This is a genomic window from Enterobacter sp. B79-1 (genome assembly GCF_057444735.1).
The window spans coordinates 1-21,493 of record NZ_JBYAZJ010000012.1; the positions used below are offsets into that span (position 1 = coordinate 1).

The window sequence follows — 21,493 nt, forward strand, 5'->3', positions numbered from 1 at the left end:
TGCCTGGCGGCTTTAGCGCGGTGGTCCCACCTGACCCCATGCCGAACTCAGAAGTGAAACGCCGTAGCGCCGATGGTAGTGTGGGGTCTCCCCATGTGAGAGTAGGGAACTGCCAGGCATCAAATTTAGTAGTAAGCCGGTGCATTAATCCGGTGGTTACAAGCAGTCTTCGGTGGAGCGGTAGTTCAGTCGGTTAGAATACCTGCCTGTCACGCAGGGGGTCGCGGGTTCGAGTCCCGTCCGTTCCGCCACTTATTAAGACATCAAGCCTGCCTTTTAGGCAGGCTTGATGGTAAGAAACTTTAGGGGCGTAGCTCAGTTGGTAGAGCACCGGTCTCCAAAACCGGGTGTCGCGAGTTCGAGTCTCTCCGCCCCTGCCATATAGAATCCTTTGCTTCGGCAAAGGATTTTTTTTGCCTGTAATACGACAAACACCTCTTCTAATAAAGAAGCCTGCATCTCTGCAGGCTTTTTGTGTTAGTCCATGATATTGATTTTTAGAAGATCTTTAATCTGCGACTGCTTATCGCTGTTCTGCAGCCAAATAGCATATAACGGTCTGGAAAGGGTCGTGGAATCTGCGACGGTATGCAGACCCGGTCTGCTGTCTGCCCAGCGAGTAGGTAGCCAGGTGCAGCCCTTTAATAAAGGCAGCTGCTGGCAGGCAATCTCCGCAGAGCTTGTTGTTAACTGGGGGACATCATCGCTGGCAATCAACCCTGACTCATGTTGCTGAAAATCCGGGCCCCATTCCAGGCGCAGATAACTCAGATCGGCTTTCATCATTGACGGCTCAGACGCATAAAGCGCAAGACCAAACTGCCCTACGATCTGGCTGCTAAATTCGTCCATCTTGGGGGCTTCGGTCGTGATCAGAAGATCAAGTTGGCGCTCATGGAGTTGCTTAACCAGCGACTGACGTTGCGCAATTCTGGCCTCAAATTGCAGATGCCCATGTGAATGATACAACCGGCTCAACCATTGACTGAGCATGCATTCCCACAGGGATGCGCTGGCCCCAATCGAGAATTCATTGTGTCTTGAGGTATGCGCAACCTCTTTACGCGCCGCTTGCCAGGTGTTCATCAATGTCTCCGCATACGGAAGCAGTTTTTCACCGGCAGGCGTGAGGCGGATATTGTTGCGATGGCGGGTAAAAAGATTCACACCCAGTTGATTTTCCAGCTGTCGAATACGAAAACTGACTGCTGACTGCGTCAGGTAAAGGGCTTCAGCGGCTCGCCCGAAGTGACGCGTTCTGCTCACTTCAAGGAAAGTTTTTAACAATTCCGTATCCACATCTTTCTCCACAAAATTATTTGTCGTTATGATTTAAATGTTTTGTTTTACACTCTGTCAAGCGTAACTAATACTCCGCGCCATAAATAGCTCGGCCAAAGAATTAGGAGCGTGTAGGATGGCGGAAAGCTTTACGACGACTAATCGTTTTTTCGACAATAAACATTATCCGCGCGGGTTCTCTCGTCACGGCGATTTCACCATCAAAGAAGCTCAACTGCTTGAGCGCCATGGTTATGCCTTTAACGAGCTGGATCTGGGTAAGCGCGAACCTGCTACCGAAGACGAGAAACAGTTTGTTTCTGTATGCCGTGGTGAGCGTGAGCCGGAGTCTGAAGCAGAACGTGTATGGATCAAGTACATGGCACGCATTAAGCGTCCAAAGCGCTTCCATACGCTGTCTGGCGGTAAGCCGCAGATGGAAGGTGCAGAAGACTACACAGAGTCTGACGACTAAGATGGTGAGAAGGGGCTACGGCCCCTTTTTTATGCCAGCAACTTCTGCAGATGCAGCAGCAAACGGTCGATAGCGCGATAGCTCAGCGCTTCCTGCAGATGTTTCCTCTCAATATCATCACACCCCTCCACGTCAGCAATGGTTCTGGCCACTTTCAACAGACGCTGCCACGCACGTATGGACAGCCCAAACCGCGTCAACGTCTCTTCCAGCCACCCCGCATCCTCACCGTTAAGTGAACAAAACTGTCGGATCCCGGCATTATCCAGCCGCGCATTCAGTCTGTTCTGACGAGCATACTGTCGCGCCTGCGCCGCGATAACCCGCTCGCGAACATTCGCAGAGCTTTCACTCTGTATACCCGTCTGCCTGAGTATGCCAGGCGGTGGAAGCGGGATTTCCAGTGATAAATCGAAACGATCGAGGAACGGGCCGGACAGCTTTCCCAGATAGCGCAGCGTCTGCTCTGGCGTACAGCGGTTATGATTCCCCTGATAGTGTCCCGTGGGGCTGGGGTTCATCGCCGCGACGAGCTGAAACCTGGCGGGATAGCTTATTTTGGCACGCGTGCGTGAGATATGTATCTCGCCGGATTCAATGGGTTCCCTCAGTGCATCCAGCACGCGGCGCTCAAATTCAGGCAGCTCATCGAGAAACAGAATGCCATTGTGCGCCAGTGAGATCTCACCCGGCCCCGGAATAGACCCACCGCCGACCATTGCCGTCAGTGAAGCGCTATGATGCGGGGAACGAAAAGGACGTCGACGCCACTGTTTTTGCAGCGACGTAGAACCGATCAGGCTATATATCGCGGCGCTTTCCAGCGCTTCATGATTATTAAGCGGTGGGAGCAACCCACTCAACCTGCTCGCCAGCATGGTTTTACCCGTACCCGGTGGGCCAATCAGCAGAAGATTATGTCCACCCGCCGCCGTGATCTCCAGCGCCCGTTTCCCTTGCTCCTGTCCCATAATCTCGCTGAGATCCTCTGGTACATCCGTTACCTCATCGTCACACTCCTCCGGTTCGGACAGCTCATGTCGCCCTTCCAGCCAGGCACACACTTCCTGAAGATGCCCCGCTATAAGGCATCCCTTTTCTGCAATAAGACTCACCTCTGATGCGTTTTCATTGGCGACAATGATTTGCCGCCCAGCACGGATTGCCTCCAGCGCTCCGGATATTGCACCGGGAACGCCTCTTAACGCGCCTGTGAGCGCGAGTTCGCCCACAAACTCGTACGAGCCTAGCCTGGTTGTATTAAGCTGCTCAGAAGCCGCGAGAAGCGCAATCGCGATAGGTAAATCGTATCGTCCCCCCTCTTTGGGTAGATCGGCGGGGGCAAGGTTGATGGTGATCTTCTTCGCGGGGAAGGTATAACCGCTATTTATTATTGCGCTGCGAACGCGATCCCTCGCCTCTTTAACCGTCGTTTCCGGTAGCCCGACAAGCGTGAGTCCCGGCAGCCCATTACTCAAATGAACCTCTACGGAAATCAGCGGTGCCTTCACCCCGAGAGCCGCACGCGTATAAACAACTGACAGTGACATTTGCACTACCTCCTGGTGTGACTATGCCAGCGCCTGTATGGAATTTTTAGCGTCATTTTGTGAATTTACGGCACCTGTTCAGGTATTTTTATGCCACATTCATACCATTGCATAATCATGGAAGCCTTCTCGCAGAACGTAAAAAACCGCGTTTTGACGCTGTAGTCCGCCGTGAAAAAAATGAAAAATATTCATTTTCTATTTTCCTCATATAAAACAACGATTTTAAGAAATATGATTTGCTGGCTAATCAAATGAGCCATAAATAAATCTTGTGTTTGTTTTGAATTCTGTGATAACTCTTTAGGTATTCCTTCGAACAAGATGCAGAAAGAACTGAAAATGACAGCCCTTCTACGAGTGATTAGCCTGGTCGTGATTAGCGTGGTGGTGATTATTATCCCACCGTGCGGGGCTGCACTTGGACGAGGAAAGGCTTAGAAATCAAGCCTTAACGAACTAAGACCCCCGCACCGAAAGGTCCGGGGGTTTTTTTATGACTAAAAAACGTAAACGAGGAGCAGAGCATGACGACTAGCACAAAATTCTGTTTCTCCAGTTTTATGACGGGGAACTAACTATGAATGGGGCACAATGGGTTGTACATGCGTTGCGCGCGCAGGGAGTGGAAACCGTATTCGGTTATCCGGGTGGCGCAATTATGCCGATTTACGATGCACTGTATGACGGCGGCGTGGAACACCTGTTGTGCCGACACGAGCAGGGTGCAGCGATGGCGGCCATTGGTTACGCTCGTGCCACGGGCAAAACCGGTGTCTGCATGGCCACTTCAGGCCCAGGCGCAACTAACTTAATCACCGGTCTGGCGGATGCCCTGCTGGATTCCGTTCCCGTTGTCGCCATCACCGGCCAGGTGGCGTCTCCGTTTATCGGTACCGATGCTTTCCAGGAAGTCGACGTCCTTGGTTTATCGCTGGCCTGCACCAAACACAGCTTCCTCGTCCAGTCTCTGGAAGAGCTGCCGCGCGTAATGGCAGAAGCGTTCGAAGTGGCAAGCTCCGGTCGTCCTGGTCCGGTTCTGGTCGATATCCCGAAAGATATCCAGGTGGCACTCGGCGATCTGGAACCGCACTTCTCCACCGTTGAAAGCGACAATGCGTTTCCGGATGCGGAAGTTGAAGAGGCTCGTCAGATGCTGGCGCAGGCGAAACAGCCGATGTTGTACGTCGGCGGTGGCGTCGGCATGGCGCAGGCCGTTCCAGCCCTGCGCGAATTTATCGCAACAACGCAGATGCCAGCGACCTGCACCCTGAAAGGTCTGGGCGCTGTCGACGCGGATTACCCATACTATCTGGGCATGCTGGGGATGCACGGCACCAAAGCGGCAAACCTGGCGGTGCAGGAGTGCGATCTGCTCATCGCCGTAGGCGCCCGTTTTGACGACCGCGTTACCGGCAAGCTGAATACCTTTGCGCCGAACGCCAAAGTCATCCATATGGATATCGACCCGGCGGAGATGAACAAGCTGCGTCAGGCGCACGTCGCGCTGCAGGGCGATCTCAACGCGTTGTTACCGGCACTGCAGCAGCCGCTGGATATCAACGCGTGGCGTCAGCACACCGCAGACATGCGCGCCGAGCACGCCTGGCGTTACGACCATCCCGGCGAGGCCATCTACGCACCGCTGCTGTTGAAGCAGCTGTCCGACCGTAAACCGGCTGACAGCATCGTCACAACCGACGTAGGCCAGCACCAGATGTGGTCCGCGCAGCACATGACCTACACCCGCCCGGAAAACTTCATCACCTCCAGCGGGTTAGGGACGATGGGCTTCGGTCTGCCAGCAGCCGTTGGCGCGCAGGTTGCCCGCCCGAACGATACCGTTATCTGTATCTCCGGTGACGGCTCCTTCATGATGAACGTTCAGGAGCTCGGCACCGTTAAGCGTAAGCAGTTGCCGCTGAAAATCGTCTTGCTCGACAACCAGCGTTTAGGGATGGTTCGCCAGTGGCAGCAGCTGTTCTTCCAGGAGCGTTACAGCGAAACGACGCTCACCGATAACCCCGATTTCCTCACCCTGGCCAGCGCCTTTGGCATCCCTGGCCAGCACATCACCCGTAAAGATCAGGTTGAAGCGGCGCTCGACACCATGCTGAACAGCGATGGGCCTTACCTGCTTCATGTCTCAATCGACGAACTCGAGAACGTCTGGCCGTTGGTACCGCCTGGTGCCAGTAACTCACAAATGATGGAGAAATTATCATGATGCAGCATCAGGTCGCCGTACAGGCTCGCTTCAACCCGGAAACCTTAGAGCGCGTTTTGCGCGTGGTGCGTCATCGTGGTTTTCAGATTTGCTCTATGAATATGGAAACGGCCACAGACGCCCAGAACATCAGTATCGAATTAACCGTTGCCAGCCCGCGGCCGGTCGACTTACTGTTTAGCCAATTATCAAAACTGGTAGACGTTGCCCATGTTGCCATCTGCCAGAGCACAACCACATCACAACAAATCCGCGCTTAAGCGTGACAGGACGAAAAAATGACGACAAAAAAAGCTGATTACATTTGGTTCAACGGTGAGATGGTTCGCTGGGAGGACGCGAAGGTCCACGTGATGTCCCACGCGCTGCACTACGGTACCTCCGTGTTTGAAGGCATCCGTTGCTACGACTCTCACAAAGGACCAGTGGTGTTCCGCCATCGCGAACACATGCAGCGTCTGCATGACTCAGCCAAAATTTATCGTTTCCCGGTTTCTCAAAGCGTTGATGAGCTGATGGAAGCCTGTCGCGAAGTGATCCGTAAAAACAACCTGACCAGCGCCTATATTCGTCCGCTGGTCTTCGTGGGCGACGTCGGCATGGGCGTGAACCCGCCAGCCGGTTACAACACCGATGTGATCATTGCCGCGTTCCCATGGGGTGCCTACCTGGGTGCTGAAGCCCTGGAGCAGGGGATCGACGCAATGGTCTCTTCCTGGAACCGCGTGGCGCCAAACACCATCCCGACAGCCGCGAAAGCAGGCGGTAACTACCTTTCTTCCCTGCTGGTCGGTAGCGAAGCGCGCCGTCACGGCTATCAGGAAGGTATCGCCCTGGACGTGAATGGCTACATCTCTGAAGGTGCGGGCGAAAACCTGTTTGAAGTGAAAGACGGCATCCTCTTCACGCCGCCATTCACCTCGTCCGCGCTGCCGGGCATCACCCGTGACGCCATCATCAAGCTGGCGAAAGATCTGGGTATCGAAGTGCGCGAGCAGGTGCTGTCCCGCGAATCCCTGTATCTGGCTGATGAAGTGTTCATGTCCGGTACCGCGGCTGAAATCACGCCGGTGCGCAGCGTAGACGGTATCCAGGTGGGCGAAGGCCGCTGTGGCCCGGTCACCAAACGTATTCAGCAAGCGTTCTTTGGCCTCTTCACCGGCGAAACAGAAGATAAATACGGCTGGTTGGATCAGGTTAATCACTAAGTATAAATTTGGGACGGCACGCACCGTCCCATTAAATAGTCAGACGGGAGTAAATAAAGCATGCCTAAGTATCGTTCAGCCACCACCACCCACGGCCGTAATATGGCGGGTGCCCGCGCACTGTGGCGCGCCACCGGAATGACCGACGCCGATTTCGGCAAGCCGATTATCGCCGTGGTGAACTCCTTCACCCAGTTCGTACCGGGCCACGTGCACCTGCGCGATCTCGGCAAACTGGTTGCCGAGCAAATCGAAGCCTCCGGCGGCGTGGCGAAAGAGTTCAACACCATTGCGGTGGATGACGGTATCGCGATGGGGCACGGGGGCATGCTCTATTCACTGCCATCGCGCGAGCTGATCGCCGACTCGGTTGAGTACATGGTTAACGCCCACTGCGCCGATGCGATGGTCTGCATCTCCAACTGCGACAAAATTACCCCGGGGATGCTGATGGCCTCCCTGCGCCTGAATATTCCGGTGATCTTCGTCTCCGGTGGTCCAATGGAAGCGGGGAAAACTAAGCTCTCCGACAAAATCATCAAGCTCGACCTGGTCGATGCGATGATCCAGGGCGCGGACCCGAAAGTCTCTGATGAGCAGAGCGACCAGGTTGAGCGCTCCGCGTGTCCGACCTGCGGCTCTTGTTCCGGTATGTTTACCGCCAACTCCATGAACTGCCTGACCGAAGCGCTGGGCCTCTCTCAGCCGGGTAACGGCTCGCTGCTGGCGACCCACGCCGACCGCAAACAGCTGTTCCTTAACGCCGGTAAGCGCATCGTTGAATTGACTAAACGCTACTACGAGCAGGACGATGCCAGCGCGCTGCCGCGCAACATCGCCAGCAAAGCCGCGTTTGAGAACGCCATGACGCTGGATATCGCCATGGGCGGTTCCACCAACACCGTTCTGCATCTGCTGGCCGCCGCGCAGGAAGCCGAAATCGACTTCACCATGAGCGACATCGACAAGCTGTCCCGTAAAGTGCCGCAGCTGTGTAAAGTCGCGCCGAGTACCCAGAAATATCATATGGAGGACGTACACCGCGCGGGCGGCGTGCTGGGCATTCTGGGCGAGCTGGATCGTGCGGGCCTGATGAACCGTGAAGTGAAAAACGTGCTCGGCCTGACGCTGCCGGAGTCGCTGGACCAGTACGACGTGATGCTGACCAAAGACGATGCGGTGAAAAAAATGTTCCGCGCGGGTCCTGCCGGTATTCGCACTACCCAGGCGTTCTCCCAGGACTGTCGCTGGGACACCCTGGACGATGACCGCGCCGAAGGCTGTATCCGCTCGCTGGAGCACGCCTACAGCAAAGACGGCGGTCTGGCCGTGCTGTACGGTAACTTTGCGGAAAACGGCTGCATCGTGAAAACCGCAGGCGTGGACGACAGCATCCTGAAATTCACCGGTCCGGCGAAAGTGTACGAAAGCCAGGATGAAGCGGTAGAGGCAATTCTCGGCGGCAAAGTGGTGGAAGGCGACGTGGTTGTCATTCGCTACGAAGGGCCGAAAGGCGGTCCCGGCATGCAGGAGATGCTCTACCCAACCACCTTCCTGAAATCCATGGGACTCGGTAAGGCGTGTGCGCTGATCACCGACGGGCGTTTCTCCGGCGGCACCTCCGGCCTCTCCATCGGCCACGTTTCGCCGGAAGCGGCAAGCGGCGGCAACATTGCGATCATCGAAGACGGCGATCTTATCGAAATCGACATTCCGAATCGCGGCATTCAGCTCAAGCTGAGTGACCAGGAAATTGCGGCCCGTCGTGAAGCGCAGGAAGCCCGCGGCGATAAAGCCTGGACCCCGAAAGACCGCCAGCGCCAAGTCTCCTTCGCCCTGCGCGCCTACGCGAGCCTTGCCACCAGTGCAGATAAAGGCGCGGTGCGCGATAAATCTAAACTTGGGGGCTAATGATGGCCGAGTCACAACCCTTATCCGCCGCCCCCGAGGGGGCGGAATATCTGAGAGCGGTGCTACGCGCGCCGGTCTATGAAGCCGTGCAGGTCACGCCCCTGCAGAAAATGGAAAAACTCTCTTCGCGCCTCGACAACGTCATTCTGGTGAAGCGCGAAGACCGTCAGCCGGTGCACAGCTTCAAGCTGCGCGGCGCCTACGCGATGATGGCCGGGCTGACCGACGAGCAGAAAGCGCGCGGTGTGATTACCGCCTCGGCGGGAAACCACGCCCAGGGCGTTGCGTTCTCGTCTGCCCGTCTGGGGCTGAAAGCGCTGATCGTGATGCCGGTCGCTACCGCAGACATCAAAGTCGATGCGGTCCGCGGTTTCGGCGGTGAAGTGCTGCTCCACGGGGCTAACTTCGACGAAGCAAAAGCCAAAGCGATTGAGCTGGCGCAGCAGCAGGGTTTCACCTGGGTGCCGCCGTTCGACCACCCGATGGTGATTGCCGGGCAGGGCACGCTGGCGCTTGAGCTGCTGCAGCAGGATGCCCATCTCGACCGCGTGTTTGTGCCGGTCGGCGGCGGTGGCCTGGCTGCGGGCGTCGCGGTGCTGATCAAACAGCTGATGCCGCAGATCAAAGTCATCGCCGTTGAAGCGGAAGACTCTGCCTGCCTTAAGGCGGCGCTGGATGCGGGTCATCCGGTAGACCTGCCGCGCGTCGGGCTGTTTGCCGAGGGCGTGGCGGTGAAGCGCATTGGGGATGAAACCTTCCGCCTGTGCCAGGAATATCTCGACGACATCATCACCGTCGATAGCGACGCCATCTGCGCGGCGATGAAAGATCTGTTCGAGGATGTGCGTGCGGTGGCGGAACCTTCCGGCGCGCTGGCGCTGGCGGGCATGAAAAAATACATCGCGCAGCACAACATTCGCGGCGAGCGTCTGGCGCACGTGCTGTCTGGTGCAAACGTGAACTTCCACGGCCTGCGCTACGTTTCCGAGCGCTGCGAGCTGGGCGAACAGCGTGAAGCGCTGCTGGCGGTGACCATTCCGGAAGAGAAGGGCAGCTTCCTGAAGTTCTGCCAGCTGCTGGGCGGCCGTTCGGTGACGGAGTTTAACTACCGTTTTGCCGATGCCAAAGACGCCTGCATTTTTGTCGGCGTGCGTCTGAGCCGCGGCGTAGAGGAGCGCAAAGAGATCCTCAACCTGCTGCATGAGGGAGGCTATAGCGTGGTCGATCTCTCTGACGACGAGATGGCAAAGCTGCACGTGCGCTACATGGTCGGCGGGCGTCCATCGAAGCCGCTCAAGGAACGTCTGTTCAGCTTCGAGTTCCCGGAATCGCCGGGCGCGTTGCTCAAGTTCCTGCACACGCTGGGCACGCACTGGAACATCTCTCTGTTCCACTACCGCAGCCACGGCACCGACTACGGCCGCGTGCTGGCGGCATTTGAACTGGGCGAGCACGAGCCGGATTTCGAAACGCGGTTGAACGAGCTGGGCTATGAGTGTCACGACGAAACCCACAACCCGGCGTTCCGCTTCTTCCTCGCGGGCTAAGGGTTGAGCTGCGTGTAGGCCGGGTAAGCGCAGCGCCACCCGGCTTTAGTGGTTCGGCAATATCTTCCAGAACGCATCAATAAGCGGCTCATGCAGCCGCTTTTTTTGTGCGCACACGCCAAGCTCAAACGGCGTTTTCTCGTCGCTGCGCTCTAAAATCATCACGCGATTGCGCACCGGCTCCGGGCTGTTGTCCAGCACCACTTCCGGCAGCAGCGCCACGCCGCAGCCCAGCGCCACCATCGACACCATCGCCTCATGGCCGCCGACCGTGGCGTATATCGACGGGTTGCTGATCTTCTGACGGCGGAACCACAGCTCAATGCGGCGGCGCACCGGCCCCTGATCGGCCATGATAAACGGCACCGTGGACCAGTCCGGTTTCTCCACCGACACCTGATTACGCACCGGGCAGGGCAGCGCCGGGGCAATCAACACCACTGCCAGATTTTCCAGCATGGAGAACGCCACCGCGCCAGGCAGGGTTTCGGGTTTCCCGGCAATGGCGAGATCCGCTTCGCCCGTCACCACTTTTTCCATTGCGTCGGCGGCATCGCCGGTGGTGAGCTTAATTTCGACCGACGGATGCGCCGCGCGGAAGCGGTCGAGAATGGGCGGCAGATGGCTATAGGCGGCGGTCACGGAGCAGAAAATATGCAGCTCGCCGGAAAGCGACGGCCCTTGCTGGTCGATGGTGTGTCGCAGCTGCTGGTACTGCAACAAGGTCTGCTGGGCAAAGACGCGCAGTTCTTCACCGGCCTCCGTCAGCGTGACGGTGCGGTTATCGCGCACGAACAGCGGCTGGCCGAGGTCTTCCTCAAGGCGCTGGATCTGGCGCGAAAGCGTGGAGGGGCTGACGTGCATCGCCCGGGCGCTGCGGCCAAAGTGACGGCTTTCCGCCAGGTGCAGGAACATTTTCAGATCGCGTAAATCCATCGATTCCACTCCCTCTTTTTACATTGCAAAAACTGCAACGTGACGTTGTGAATATATCAATTTCCGCAATAAATTTCCTGTTGTAATGTGGGTACATTCTCGCTGAAACGCGAACCGAACAATAAGACACACAACATCACGAGGTATCACCCATGGCTAACTACTTTAATACACTGAACTTGCGCCAGCAGCTGGCGCAGCTGGGCAAATGCCGCTTCATGGCGCGCGACGAATTTGCCGATGGCGCGAGCTACCTTCAGGGTAAAAAAGTGGTCATCGTCGGCTGTGGCGCGCAGGGTCTGAACCAGGGCCTGAACATGCGTGACTCCGGGCTGGATATCTCCTACGCCCTGCGTAAAGAAGCGATTGCCGAAAAGCGTGCTTCCTGGCGTAAAGCGATCGAAAACGGCTTCAAAGTGGGTACCTACGAAGAGCTGATCCCGCAGGCGGATCTGGTGGTTAACCTGACGCCAGACAAGCAGCACTCAGACGTTGTGCGTTCCGTACAGCCGCTGATGAAAGACGGCGCGGCGCTGGGTTACTCCCACGGCTTCAACATCGTTGAAGTGGGCGAGCAGATCCGTAAAGACATCACCGTAGTGATGGTGGCGCCGAAGTGCCCGGGTACCGAAGTCCGTGAAGAGTACAAACGTGGCTTCGGCGTGCCGACCCTGATCGCGGTTCACCCGGAAAACGATCCGAAAGGCGAAGGCATGGCGATTGCCAAGGCATGGGCAGCGGCGACTGGCGGCCACCGTGCGGGCGTTCTGGAATCGTCCTTCGTTGCTGAAGTGAAATCTGACCTGATGGGCGAGCAGACCATTCTGTGCGGCATGCTGCAGGCCGGTTCTCTGCTGTGCTTCGACAAGCTGGTGGAAGAAGGCACCGACCCGTCCTACGCGGAAAAACTGATTCAGTTCGGCTGGGAAACCATCACCGAAGCGCTGAAGCAGGGCGGCATTACGCTGATGATGGACCGTCTGTCCAACCCGGCAAAACTGCGTGCTTACGCGCTGTCTGAACAGCTGAAAACCATCATGGCACCGCTGTTCCAGAAACACATGGATGACATCATCTCCGGCGAATTCTCTTCCGGCATGATGGCGGACTGGGCGAACGACGATAAAAACTTGCTGACCTGGCGCGAAGAGACCGGTAAAACCGCGTTTGAAAACGCTGCTCAGTTCGACGGCAAAATCAGCGAGCAGGAGTACTTCGATAAAGGCGTACTGATGATCGCGATGGTGAAAGCAGGCGTTGAGCTGGCGTTCGAAACCATGGTGGACTCCGGCATCATCGAAGAGTCTGCGTACTATGAATCACTGCACGAGCTGCCGCTGATCGCGAACACCATCGCCCGTAAGCGCCTGTATGAAATGAACGTGGTTATCTCTGATACCGCAGAATACGGTAACTACCTGTTCTCTTACGCCTGCGTACCGCTGCTGAAAGAGTTTATGACCACTCTGCAGGCAGGCGATCTGGGCAAAGCGATTGCAGAAGGTGCGGTTGACAACGCGCAGCTGCGTGACGTAAACGACGCGATCCGCAGCCACGAAATCGAGAAAGTGGGCCAGAAACTGCGCGGCTACATGACCGATATGAAGCGTATCGCGGTAGCAGGCTAAATCGACGAATCGGGTGGCGAAAGCCACCCGACATGTTTCAGCTACGCAGTACTGCGCCAGGGTATCCCAGCTGGCGCCACGCCTCATACACCACTACCGACACCGCATTCGACAGGTTCATGCTGCGGCTGTCCGGCATCATCGGAATACGAATTTTTTGCTCGGCTGGCAAGGCATCAAGAATGGTGGCTGGCAGGCCGCGCGTTTCCGGGCCAAACATCAGATAATCCCCGTCCTGATAGCTCACCGCGCTGTGCGCTGGGGTGCCTTTGGTGGTCAGGGCGAACATGCGCTGCGGTTTTTCGGCTTCCAGAAACGTGGCGTAATCGTGATGGCGAACGACGGCAGTAAATTCATGGTAATCCAGCCCCGCGCGACGCAGGCGCTTGTCGTCCCACGCAAAGCCCATCGGCTCAATGATATGCAGACGAAAACCGGTGTTGGCGCACAGTCGGATGATGTTGCCGGTATTGGGTGGTATTTCTGGTTCGAATAAAACGATGTTAAGCATGCTGCCCCCTTAATTGCGGGGGCAGAATAGCATCCCCTCACCCCTTTGGGGAGAGGGCCAGGGTGAGGGGATCAGACCTTAAGCAGCGTCGCCATGCGACAGCGGGGCCAGCGCCGCAGGCAGTTTACTCAACTCCTGCACCAGCGAATCCTTGCTAATTTCGCTAATCGTCTTCGCACCGGTCAGCGTCATCGCCACCTTCATCTCTTTCTCGATCAGGTTCAGCAGGTTCGCCACGCCCGCCTGACCGCTGGTGGCCAGCGCGTACAGGTACGCGCGACCCAGCAGCACGCTGTCTGCCCCCAGGGCAATCATGCGCACCACATCCAGCCCGTTACGAATGCCGCTGTCGGCCAGAATCGCAATGTCCCCTTTCACCGCATCGGCGATGGCGGGCAGCGCGCGGGCAGAAGAGAGCACGCCGTCGAGCTGGCGTCCGCCGTGGTTAGAGACCACGATCCCGTCCGCGCCGAAGCGCACCGCGTCGCGGGCATCTTCCGGGTCGAGGATCCCTTTGATCACCATCGGGCCGTCCCAGAATTCGCGGATCCACTCCAGGTCTTTCCACGAGATGGACGGATCGAAGTTATTTGCCAGCCAGCCGATGTAATCTTCCAGTCCGGTTGGTTTGCCGAGATAGGTCGAAATATTTCCCAGATCGTGTGGACGTCCGTTCAGACCCACATCCCACGCCCACTGCGGGTGGGTGACGGCCTGCCAGTAGCGGCGTAGCGCGGCGTTTGGGCCGCTCATGCCGGAGTGCGCATCACGGTAGCGCGCGCCGGGCGTTGGCATATCGACGGTAAAGACCAGCGTGGAGCAACCCGCCGCTTTCGCGCGCTCCAGCGCGTTACGCATAAAGCCGCGATCGCGCAGGACGTACAGCTGGAACCACATCGGGCGCTTGAGGGTCGGGGCGACTTCTTCAATCGGGCAGACGGACACGGTGGAAAGCGTAAACGGAATGCCTTTAGCATCCGCCGCGGCGGCGGCCTGCACTTCGCCACGACGGGCGTACATACCGCACAGGCCTACGGGCGCGAGCGCTACCGGCATGGAGAGCGTTTCGTTAAACAGCTTCGTCTCAAGGCTCAGGTCAGACATATTTTTCAGCACGCGCTGGCGCAGGGCCACCTCAGACAGATCTTCCACGTTGCGGCGCAGGGTGTATTCGGCATACGCCCCGCCGTCAATGTAGTGGAACAGGAAGGGGGGCAAAATGCGCTGTGCCGCGGCGCGATAGTCACTGGCTGCTGAAATAATCATGCTTTGTTCTCCCTGGAAATATCACTCTCGCCAGGCAGACGGGTAATGCGCGCCTGTCGGGCCTGATCTTCATCGAATCGTTTAATGGTGGTGTGCACGAAGCCGAGATGCGCCATCATCGCCTTGCGCGCGGCCTCGGCATCGCCCACCAGAATGGCGTTGAGCACCGCCTCGTGCTGTTCGGTTAGCTGAGCAAAAACCGGCGGGACCAGATACATACGCTGGCGGCTCTGCTTTACGGAGGACTGCAGCAGGTCGAAGAACCCGCGCATGGTCTGCAGCAGAACCACGTTGTGCGACGCCTCGGCAATCGCCAGGTGAAACCGCACGTCAGCCTGCGAGGCGATGTCCGGATCGCTGCTTTGCGTGGCTTCGAAACAGGCTTTGAGCTTCTCTTTGTCGGCCTCGGTTGCCCGCATTGCCGCGTGCCACGCGGTGCTGGTTTCGATGGCGTGACGCGCTTCAAGGATGTCAAAGCTGTAGTCCGGGTCGTTTTCCATCAGCGTTTTCAGCGGCTGGACGATATTTTGCTCGGACCAGTCATCATGCTGCCAGCGCACGAAAGTACCGCCGCCGCGACGGCTCAGCAGCACCCCTTCGTTAACCAGCGTCGCCAGCGCCTCGCGCAGTGAATTGCGCGACACGCCAAGCTGGGCGGCAAGCTGGCGTTCGGCGGGCAATTTCATGCCCGCTTCCAGATGTTGTTCTTCAATCAGCGCCCGCACGCGAGTGGCAATCTCGTCGGAGAGGCGTCTGGGCATCACTATCATGGAATCATCCAGGTTAAGACATAGGCCTGCAGCGTGGTAATAACGCCCACCATGCAGGTAAATATCAGACTGTGTTTAACGGTAAAGCGGAACAGATCTGACTCTTTACCCACCAGTCCCACCGCGGCACAGGCAATGGCGATGGACTGCGGGGAAATCATCTTCCCGGTCACGCCGCCGGTGGTGTTAGCGGCGACCAGCAGCACGTCCGACACGCCAATCTGCTGCGCTGCCGTCGCCTGCAGGGCGGCAAACAGGGCGTTTGATGAGGTATCGGAACCGGTCAGGAACACGCCCAGCCAGCCGAGGAACGGCGAGAAGAAGGTAAACGCGTGGCCGGTATGCGCCAGCGCTAACGCCAGCGTCGAAGACAGGCCGGAGTAGTTCGAGATAAACGCGAACGCCAGCACCATGCCGATGGAGTAGATCGGCAGCATCAGCTCTTTAATCGTTGCCGCAAAGGTCTGCACTGCGGCGGCAGGCTTCATGCGCAGCCACACCACGGAAAGGATAGCGGCAAACAGAATGGCCGTGCCGGTAGCGGAGAACCAGTCAAATTTGAACACCGCCGCGTACGGCGTGGCGTCGTGCACCACCGGCGGCATACGCGCAACCATCTTGTCGAGGAACGGCACGGAGATGTTAATCACCATGTCGTACAGCGCGCCGCCAGGCGCGAACAGCGCTTTAAACGGTGGAACGCTCCACAGCGTCACGGTGGCGGTCAGGAACAGGAACGGTGACCAGGCGCGGACGATCTGCCCGGCCGTATAGCCCGTGCGGGCCAGAGTCTGATCCACATGTGAGGCACCCATATCGGCAAAGCGGAAGATGCGCACCGGCTGCCAGCGTTTCAGGAACAGCGTCAGACAGACCAGCGACACCAGGGAAGAGATAATGTCCGGCAGTTCAGGGCCGAGGAAGTTGGAGCTGAGATACTGGGCAATCGCGAACGAACCGCCCGCCACCATCACCGCGGGCCAGGTCTCTTTCACGCCGCGCCAGCCGTCCATAATCGCCATGATCCAGAACAGCACGATGATGGTCAGGAACGGTAACTGGCGGCCCACCATCTGGCCGATCTCAAAGCTGTCCAGCCCGGTGACCTGTCCGGCCACCAGAATCGGGATCCCCATCGCGCCGAAGGCTACCGGCGCGGTATTCACAATCAGGCACAGGCCCGCGGCATACAGCGGGTTAAAGCCCAGACCCACCAGCAGCGCCGCGGTGATCGCCACCGGTGCGCCAAATCCTGCCGCCCCTTCCAGAAATGCTCCGAAGGAGAAGCCGACGATCAGCATCTGCAAACGCTGGTCCGGCGTGATGGAGAGAATCGACGAGCGAATGATGTCGAACTGCCCGGTTTTTACCGAGATTTTGTAGACAAAGACGGCGGCGATGATGATCCACGCAATCGGCCACAGTCCGTAGAAGAAGCCATAGACGACGGAGGCCAGCGCGCGATCGACCGGCATTTTGTAGAAGAACAACGCCACCATCAGAGCGATGGCAACGGTATAGGTCGCGGCGAGGTAGCCCTTCAGCTTGAGCTTAATCAGCGCAAAGAAGAAGAACAGGATCGGAAGCGATGCGATCAGGCTCGACAGCCAGATATTCCCGGCCGGATCGTAGTTTTGTTGCCAGAGGCTCATGCAGGTCTCCTGGGGACCACACAGTTAGCGTTGCGGGTGAGTCTCCGCTCATCTCTGCATCACAGTCTGTGTAAAAGTGGTCCTGCCAATGTTGTGTTGTAGGGTTAATGACAACAAATAGTTAACCAAATGTTATGGTCAGGCAATGAGTTTGTGAGCGAAAATAATGGAATTGTGAACCAAGGGAGGAAGAAAAGGGGAATTGGTTGGGCCAATTTGAAGCGGGGTGGGGTCTGATGCCCTCACCCCGGCCCTCTCCCACAGGGAGAGGGAGAATTATCAGAACGCGGTCTTACAAAAGCCCGTCATCTCTTTCAGGCCCATTTCGCGGCCAAGCTCGGTCATCGGGTGCACCACCACCAGGCCACGGACGCTTTTTTTCAGCTTGCCCATGTCGGCTTGCTCTTTTTTGGTGATCGCACGGCGGTGCGGCATGTTCATCAGCTTTTGCGCTTCTTTGCTCAGCTTCTGGCCCTTCACTTCGCGCAGACGCTCGATTTCTGTTTCCAGCGTGGCAGCTTCTTTCTCCAGCTCGGCGTACTTCTCAGCGGAATCAACCAGGGAAAGGCCAGCCATCTGGTGACGGATCAGATCCAGACGGTCGCTCAGGCGTTTAATTTCGTTCTTTTCGACTTCTTTCATGACAAATGACTCTAAATCGGGGGAATTTACAGGAAGGATACACCAATGTGCGCAGGCTTACTTCTGAAACGCTTTTTTTAAGCTGATTCGCGAAATCAGCTCAGTCAGGGAAAGTACCATGGTGGAACGGACAACCTGTTGATAACGCAGCTTTTGCATCGCGTACAGCTCAGGGTCGCTGTTATCAAAATGGGGCGCAGGGGGCAATGCGGTGACGCAGTGTAATTCGCCGAAGGGCCCAAGAATTTCATCATCAGTAAAGGTGTACTCATTACCGTCATGATTTAACTCTTCGCGTAATGCCATCAGCAATTCAGCGTCTTCATACTCTGGCCTGCTTAGCACGCCAAGGCCGTAAATCAGCTTCAGACGCACTGAAAGATCGCCCAGCGGTCCGTCTCCGTCCAGTAACGGTTCTACAGCATATTTTACCGCGTAGTCGTCTTTGCGAAACACCTGAAGCACCAGGATATTGACCGCCTCAGTTAACAGCTCGACGGCGGCAATCAGGAAACTTCGTACGGTTTTGCCAGCATTCAGACGCTCAAGCACACGGTTTTCAAAGGCCTGGGTTTGTTCCATTATTGCCTGCATATCTGACAATCTGTTATTCGGGCGCAGGCTAACCTGCGCCGGACTCTGTATCATTTGGTTGCGTTATATGCGCTTACCGCCTCCGCCACCACGTCGCTGTTGGCGTCCAGACCGGAAATCTGCGCCAGCGCAGCCTGCGCGCCGTTGTCATCAATCAGCTGAGCCAGCTCAATCGCCTGCGGATCCTGCTCGCTGCGGTAGTGCATTGCGGCCGCGATCCCTTTCACCAGGTTGGCGTGCGGCAGGCCGTATTCCAGCGTGCCCAGCAGCGGCTTAATCAGGCGATCGCCCGCGCTCAGTTTACGCAGCGGCTGACGACCCACGCGCTCAACGTCATCTTTCAGATACGGGTTTTCAAAACGACCGAGGATTTTCTGGATGTATGCTGCGTGTTTATCAGCATCAAAACCGTAGCGTTTGATCAGCACCGCGCCGCTCTCTTCCATTGCCCTTTTCACCACCGCGCGGATCTTCTCATCGAGGATCGCGTCACGAATGGTCTGATGACCGGCCAATTTTCCGAGGTACGCGGTTATAGCATGACCCGTGTTCAGCGTGAAGAGTTTACGTTCGACAAATGCCATCAGGTTATCAGTTAATTCCATCCCCGGGATGGTAGGCAGGGTGCCTTTAAACTGGGTTTTATCGACGATCCACTCGCTGAAGGTTTCAACGGTCACTTCCAGCGGGTCGTTGGTTGCAGATTCTGATGGCGGTACGATACGGTCAACGGCGGAGTCGACAAAGCCGACGTGCGCTTCAACCCATGCTTTGTCTTCGTCAGCGACAGCCGCCAGAACGTGACCTTTCAGCTGCGTGGTGCCACGCACCATGTTTTCGCAGGCGATGATATTCAGCGGAGCATCGTTGCCCTGTGCTTTACGCTTCGCCAGACCTTTTGCCACCGCAGGCGCGATACGCTCAAGCACCACCGGACCTACCGCCGTGGTGACCAGATCAACGCTGGCAATCAGGTCGATAACGTCGTCGCCAATGCTGCTTACCGCATTCACGCCCGACACGGTTTCAACCTGCTCGTTTTCACCCACTACGTGGACCTGATAGCTATGACGGGCATTCAGGGCATCCAGGACCACCTGATTCACATCGGCAAACGTCAGCGTAATGCCCGCGTCTGCCAGCAGTTTGCCGATAAAACCACGGCCAATGTTACCTGCGCCAAAATGTAATGCTTTCATAGTATTAACCTTCATTAATGTTTTTACCCGAGAGGGCTGGGGTGAGGCTTTTCCCTCACCCTAACCCTCTCCCAAAGGGAGAGGGAATAGTTGGAACTTACTTGTTCAGCAGTGCCAGAACTTCGTCAACGCTTTCAGTCTGTGCCAGGCGCTCGATAACAGACTCATCGTCCAGCGCGTTGGTCAGGCTGGTAATCACCTGAATGTGCTCGTTGTTGCGTGCGGCAATACCAATCACCAGACGGGCGATGTCATCTTCTTCTTCGCCGAAGCGCACGCCGTCAGGGTACTGACAGAACACCACGCCCGTTTTCAGCACGCGGTCTTTTGCTTCAACCGTACCGTGCGGAACCGCGATGGATTCACCCAGGTAGGTTGGGGTCAGTTTTTCACGTTCCAGCATTGCGTCAACGTATTCTGGCTGAACGTAGCCGCCTTTCACCAGCTGCTCACCGGCAAAGCGAATCGCTTCTTCCTTGTTGGTCGCGGTACGACCGAGGAAGATGTTTTCCGCGCCCAGTTTAAACAGGTGAGCGTTGCTCTCGTCGAAGCTGTCCTGCAGGCTGCTACGCACTTTGACTTCGTTATCTTCGTGACGCTGGGCCGCAACCAGACGCTCTGTCAGGCTGGTGTACAGGCCGCTGTCGAGGAAGTTAGTCAGCGAAATGTGCTGCGCCTGAGGCACCTGACGCATGGCGCGTTCGGTCAGATCGCGGTGCGTGATCACCAGGTCAACGTCCGGCGGCAGGCTGTTAATCGCGCTGTTAGTGACAGAGATATTGTTCAGACCCGCATCCTGTACTTTCTTACGCAGCACGCCTGCACCCATTGCGCTGGAGCCCATACCGGCGTCACAGGCAACGATGATTTTACGCACGTGGCTCAGGTCGTTAGAGACATCGCCAGCGGCCAGCGGGGTAGCGCCTTTGGATTCCGCTTTCATGTCGTGCATACGACGGGTTGCCGCTTCGATATCGTCGTCTTCTTTCACTTTGCTGGTTTTCAGCAGGATAGACGCCACCACGAAGGAGACCGCCATCGCCGCACAGATCGCCGCGATGTTAGCGAAGTAAGCCCCTTTTGGCGTCATCGCCAGTACCGCCAGGATAGAGCCCGGAGACGCTGGAGAAACCAGACCACCGCCCAGCACGCTCAGGGTGAACACACCGGTCATACCGCCGAGGATAACGGCCAGGATCAGACGTGGGTTCATCAGCACGTACGGGAAGTAAATTTCGTGGATACCGCCCAGGAAGTGGATGATAGCCGCGCCGCCCGCAGACTGCTTAGCGCTGCCGCGACCAAAGAACATGTACGCCAGCAGAACGCCCATACCCGGACCCGGGTTCGCTTCAATCAGGAAGAAGATGGACTTGCCGAGGTCATGGGACTGCTGAATACCCAGCGGTGAGAAGATACCGTGGTTGATGGCGTTGTTGAGGAACAGGATTTTCGCCGGTTCAACAAAGATAGACGCCAGCGGCAGCATGTCGTGCGCAACCATGAAGTTAACGCCTGCTGCCAGAATTTTGGACAGCACTTCAACCGCAGGGCCAATGCCCATGAACGCCAGAATCGCGAGGATCATCCCGATGATGCCCGCAGAGAAGTTGTTCACCAGCATTTCGAAGCCGGATTTGATCTTGCCATCAACCCAGACGTCGAATTTCTTAATCGCCCAGCCGCCCAGAGGACCGGCAATCATGGCGCCGAGGAACATCGGCATATCCGCACCGACGATAACACCCATGGTTGTGATGGCACCCACGACGCCACCACGGTCACCGCCGACCAGACGACCACCGGTGAAACCGATGAGCAGCGGCAGCAGATAGGTAATCATTGGACCAACAAGCTTCGCCAGCGTTTCGTTAGGCAACCACCCTGTCGGAATGAACAATGCAGTGATGATACCCCACGCGATAAACGCGCCGATGTTTGGCATCACCATGTTGCTGAGGAAACGACCAAAGCTTTGAACTTTGATCTTGAAATCGGATGACATAAAACACCCCTTCTTATGTTTACGCTTAGGCTTGCGGCCCGAGGTTTATCGTTAATGTGCGGCGGCAGAGGTAGCCGGGCCCTGTTCTGAT

Annotated in this window: 19 protein-coding genes, 2 tRNA genes and 1 rRNA gene; 11 read left to right on the forward strand and 11 right to left on the reverse strand. The window is 57.0% G+C overall.

Features of this window, described 5'->3' with window-relative positions:
- Positions 1-2: 2 nt before the first annotated feature.
- From rrf to AC2T6E_RS21830, 3 genes are all read left to right on the forward strand, one after another.
- A 5S ribosomal RNA gene (rrf, locus tag AC2T6E_RS21820) occupies positions 3-118 on the forward strand.
- 56 nt (positions 119-174) lie between these two features.
- A tRNA-Asp gene (locus AC2T6E_RS21825) sits at positions 175-251 on the forward strand.
- 53 nt (positions 252-304) lie between these two features.
- Positions 305-380: transfer RNA gene (locus AC2T6E_RS21830), tRNA-Trp, on the forward strand.
- A 97-nt stretch (positions 381-477) separates the two neighbouring features.
- Here AC2T6E_RS21830 and hdfR read toward each other — a convergent pair.
- The gene (gene hdfR / locus AC2T6E_RS21835) at positions 478-1,299 is read right to left on the reverse strand and encodes an HTH-type transcriptional regulator HdfR (RefSeq protein ID WP_089599716.1); all 822 of its coding nucleotides are present in this window, start codon (positions 1,297-1,299) and stop codon (positions 478-480) included.
- 118 nt (positions 1,300-1,417) lie between these two features.
- On the opposite strand from hdfR, the gene AC2T6E_RS21840 reads away from it, so the two are divergent.
- Positions 1,418-1,756 carry a MaoP family protein gene (locus AC2T6E_RS21840; protein WP_023309658.1) on the forward strand — a complete coding sequence of 113 codons (339 nt, stop codon included), beginning with the start codon at positions 1,418-1,420 and terminating at the stop codon, positions 1,754-1,756.
- 29 nt (positions 1,757-1,785) lie between these two features.
- Here AC2T6E_RS21840 and AC2T6E_RS21845 read toward each other — a convergent pair whose 3' ends face one another.
- On the reverse strand, positions 1,786-3,306 hold the full coding sequence (locus AC2T6E_RS21845; RefSeq protein WP_454540220.1) for a YifB family Mg chelatase-like AAA ATPase: 1,521 nt from the start codon (positions 3,304-3,306) through the stop codon (positions 1,786-1,788).
- 342 nt (positions 3,307-3,648) lie between these two features.
- On the opposite strand from AC2T6E_RS21845, the gene ilvL reads away from it, so the two are divergent.
- The 6 genes from ilvL to ilvA all read left to right on the forward strand — a co-directional run bounded on the left by ilvL (position 3,649) and on the right by ilvA (position 10,199).
- Positions 3,649-3,747: an ilv operon leader peptide gene (gene ilvL, locus AC2T6E_RS21850; protein WP_001311244.1), complete on the forward strand. Its 99-nt coding sequence runs from the start codon at positions 3,649-3,651 to the stop codon at positions 3,745-3,747.
- Between the two features lie 139 nt (positions 3,748-3,886).
- The gene (gene ilvG, locus AC2T6E_RS21855) at positions 3,887-5,533 is read left to right on the forward strand and encodes an acetolactate synthase 2 catalytic subunit (RefSeq protein ID WP_260663396.1); all 1,647 of its coding nucleotides are present in this window, start codon (positions 3,887-3,889) and stop codon (positions 5,531-5,533) included.
- Entirely contained in the window at positions 5,530-5,793 is a 264-nt protein-coding gene (gene ilvM / locus AC2T6E_RS21860; protein WP_003860184.1) for an acetolactate synthase 2 small subunit, read from the forward strand. Before ilvG ends, ilvM begins: the two co-directional genes overlap by 4 nt.
- An 18-nt stretch (positions 5,794-5,811) precedes the next feature.
- Complete coding sequence (ilvE, locus tag AC2T6E_RS21865; RefSeq protein WP_014885677.1) at positions 5,812-6,741, forward strand: branched-chain-amino-acid transaminase; 930 nt, start codon at positions 5,812-5,814, stop codon at positions 6,739-6,741.
- A gap of 60 nt (positions 6,742-6,801) precedes the next feature.
- The gene (gene ilvD / locus AC2T6E_RS21870; protein WP_108418114.1) at positions 6,802-8,652 is read left to right on the forward strand and encodes a dihydroxy-acid dehydratase; all 1,851 of its coding nucleotides are present in this window, start codon (positions 6,802-6,804) and stop codon (positions 8,650-8,652) included.
- Positions 8,653-8,654: 2 nt separating this feature from the next.
- The gene (gene ilvA, locus AC2T6E_RS21875; RefSeq protein WP_010436672.1) at positions 8,655-10,199 is read left to right on the forward strand and encodes a threonine ammonia-lyase, biosynthetic; all 1,545 of its coding nucleotides are present in this window, start codon (positions 8,655-8,657) and stop codon (positions 10,197-10,199) included.
- A gap of 45 nt (positions 10,200-10,244) precedes the next feature.
- On the opposite strand, the gene ilvY is transcribed toward ilvA, so the two are convergent.
- The gene (gene ilvY / locus AC2T6E_RS21880) at positions 10,245-11,135 is read right to left on the reverse strand and encodes an HTH-type transcriptional activator IlvY (protein WP_010436673.1); all 891 of its coding nucleotides are present in this window, start codon (positions 11,133-11,135) and stop codon (positions 10,245-10,247) included.
- 152 nt (positions 11,136-11,287) lie between these two features.
- On the opposite strand from ilvY, the gene ilvC reads away from it, so the two are divergent.
- Positions 11,288-12,763 (forward strand): ketol-acid reductoisomerase, encoded by a 1,476-nt coding sequence (gene ilvC, locus AC2T6E_RS21885; protein ID WP_486693229.1) that lies wholly within the window; start codon positions 11,288-11,290, stop codon positions 12,761-12,763.
- Positions 12,764-12,800: 37 nt separating this feature from the next.
- On the opposite strand, the gene trmL is transcribed toward ilvC, so the two are convergent.
- The 8 genes from trmL to AC2T6E_RS21925 all read right to left on the reverse strand — a co-directional run bounded on the left by trmL (position 12,801) and on the right by AC2T6E_RS21925 (position 21,402).
- Positions 12,801-13,274 (reverse strand): tRNA (uridine(34)/cytosine(34)/5-carboxymethylaminomethyluridine(34)-2'-O)-methyltransferase TrmL, encoded by a 474-nt coding sequence (gene trmL / locus AC2T6E_RS21890; RefSeq protein WP_120159839.1) that lies wholly within the window; start codon positions 13,272-13,274, stop codon positions 12,801-12,803.
- Between the two features lie 78 nt (positions 13,275-13,352).
- Positions 13,353-14,540 (reverse strand): FMN-dependent L-lactate dehydrogenase LldD, encoded by a 1,188-nt coding sequence (lldD, locus tag AC2T6E_RS21895; RefSeq protein WP_108418115.1) that lies wholly within the window; start codon positions 14,538-14,540, stop codon positions 13,353-13,355.
- Positions 14,537-15,310 carry a transcriptional regulator LldR gene (gene lldR, locus AC2T6E_RS21900; RefSeq protein ID WP_120159841.1) on the reverse strand — a complete coding sequence of 258 codons (774 nt, stop codon included), beginning with the start codon at positions 15,308-15,310 and terminating at the stop codon, positions 14,537-14,539. The genes lldD and lldR overlap by 4 nt, the downstream gene beginning before the upstream one ends.
- On the reverse strand, positions 15,307-16,962 hold the full coding sequence (lldP, locus tag AC2T6E_RS21905) for an L-lactate permease (RefSeq protein ID WP_010436678.1): 1,656 nt from the start codon (positions 16,960-16,962) through the stop codon (positions 15,307-15,309). The genes lldR and lldP overlap by 4 nt, the downstream gene beginning before the upstream one ends.
- A gap of 279 nt (positions 16,963-17,241) precedes the next feature.
- Complete coding sequence (locus tag AC2T6E_RS21910; protein ID WP_010436679.1) at positions 17,242-17,604, reverse strand: YibL family ribosome-associated protein; 363 nt, start codon at positions 17,602-17,604, stop codon at positions 17,242-17,244.
- A gap of 57 nt (positions 17,605-17,661) precedes the next feature.
- Positions 17,662-18,252, reverse strand: coding sequence for a mannitol operon repressor MtlR (gene mtlR / locus AC2T6E_RS21915; protein WP_010436680.1), 591 nt, complete (start codon positions 18,250-18,252; stop codon positions 17,662-17,664).
- Entirely contained in the window at positions 18,249-19,397 is a 1,149-nt protein-coding gene (gene mtlD, locus AC2T6E_RS21920) for a mannitol-1-phosphate 5-dehydrogenase (RefSeq protein WP_486693230.1), read from the reverse strand. Before mtlD ends, mtlR begins: the two co-directional genes overlap by 4 nt.
- A 97-nt stretch (positions 19,398-19,494) precedes the next feature.
- A complete protein-coding gene (locus AC2T6E_RS21925) occupies positions 19,495-21,402 on the reverse strand; it encodes a PTS mannitol transporter subunit IICBA (RefSeq protein WP_316384628.1) in 1,908 nt (635 codons plus the stop codon).
- Positions 21,403-21,493: the final 91 nt, after the last annotated feature.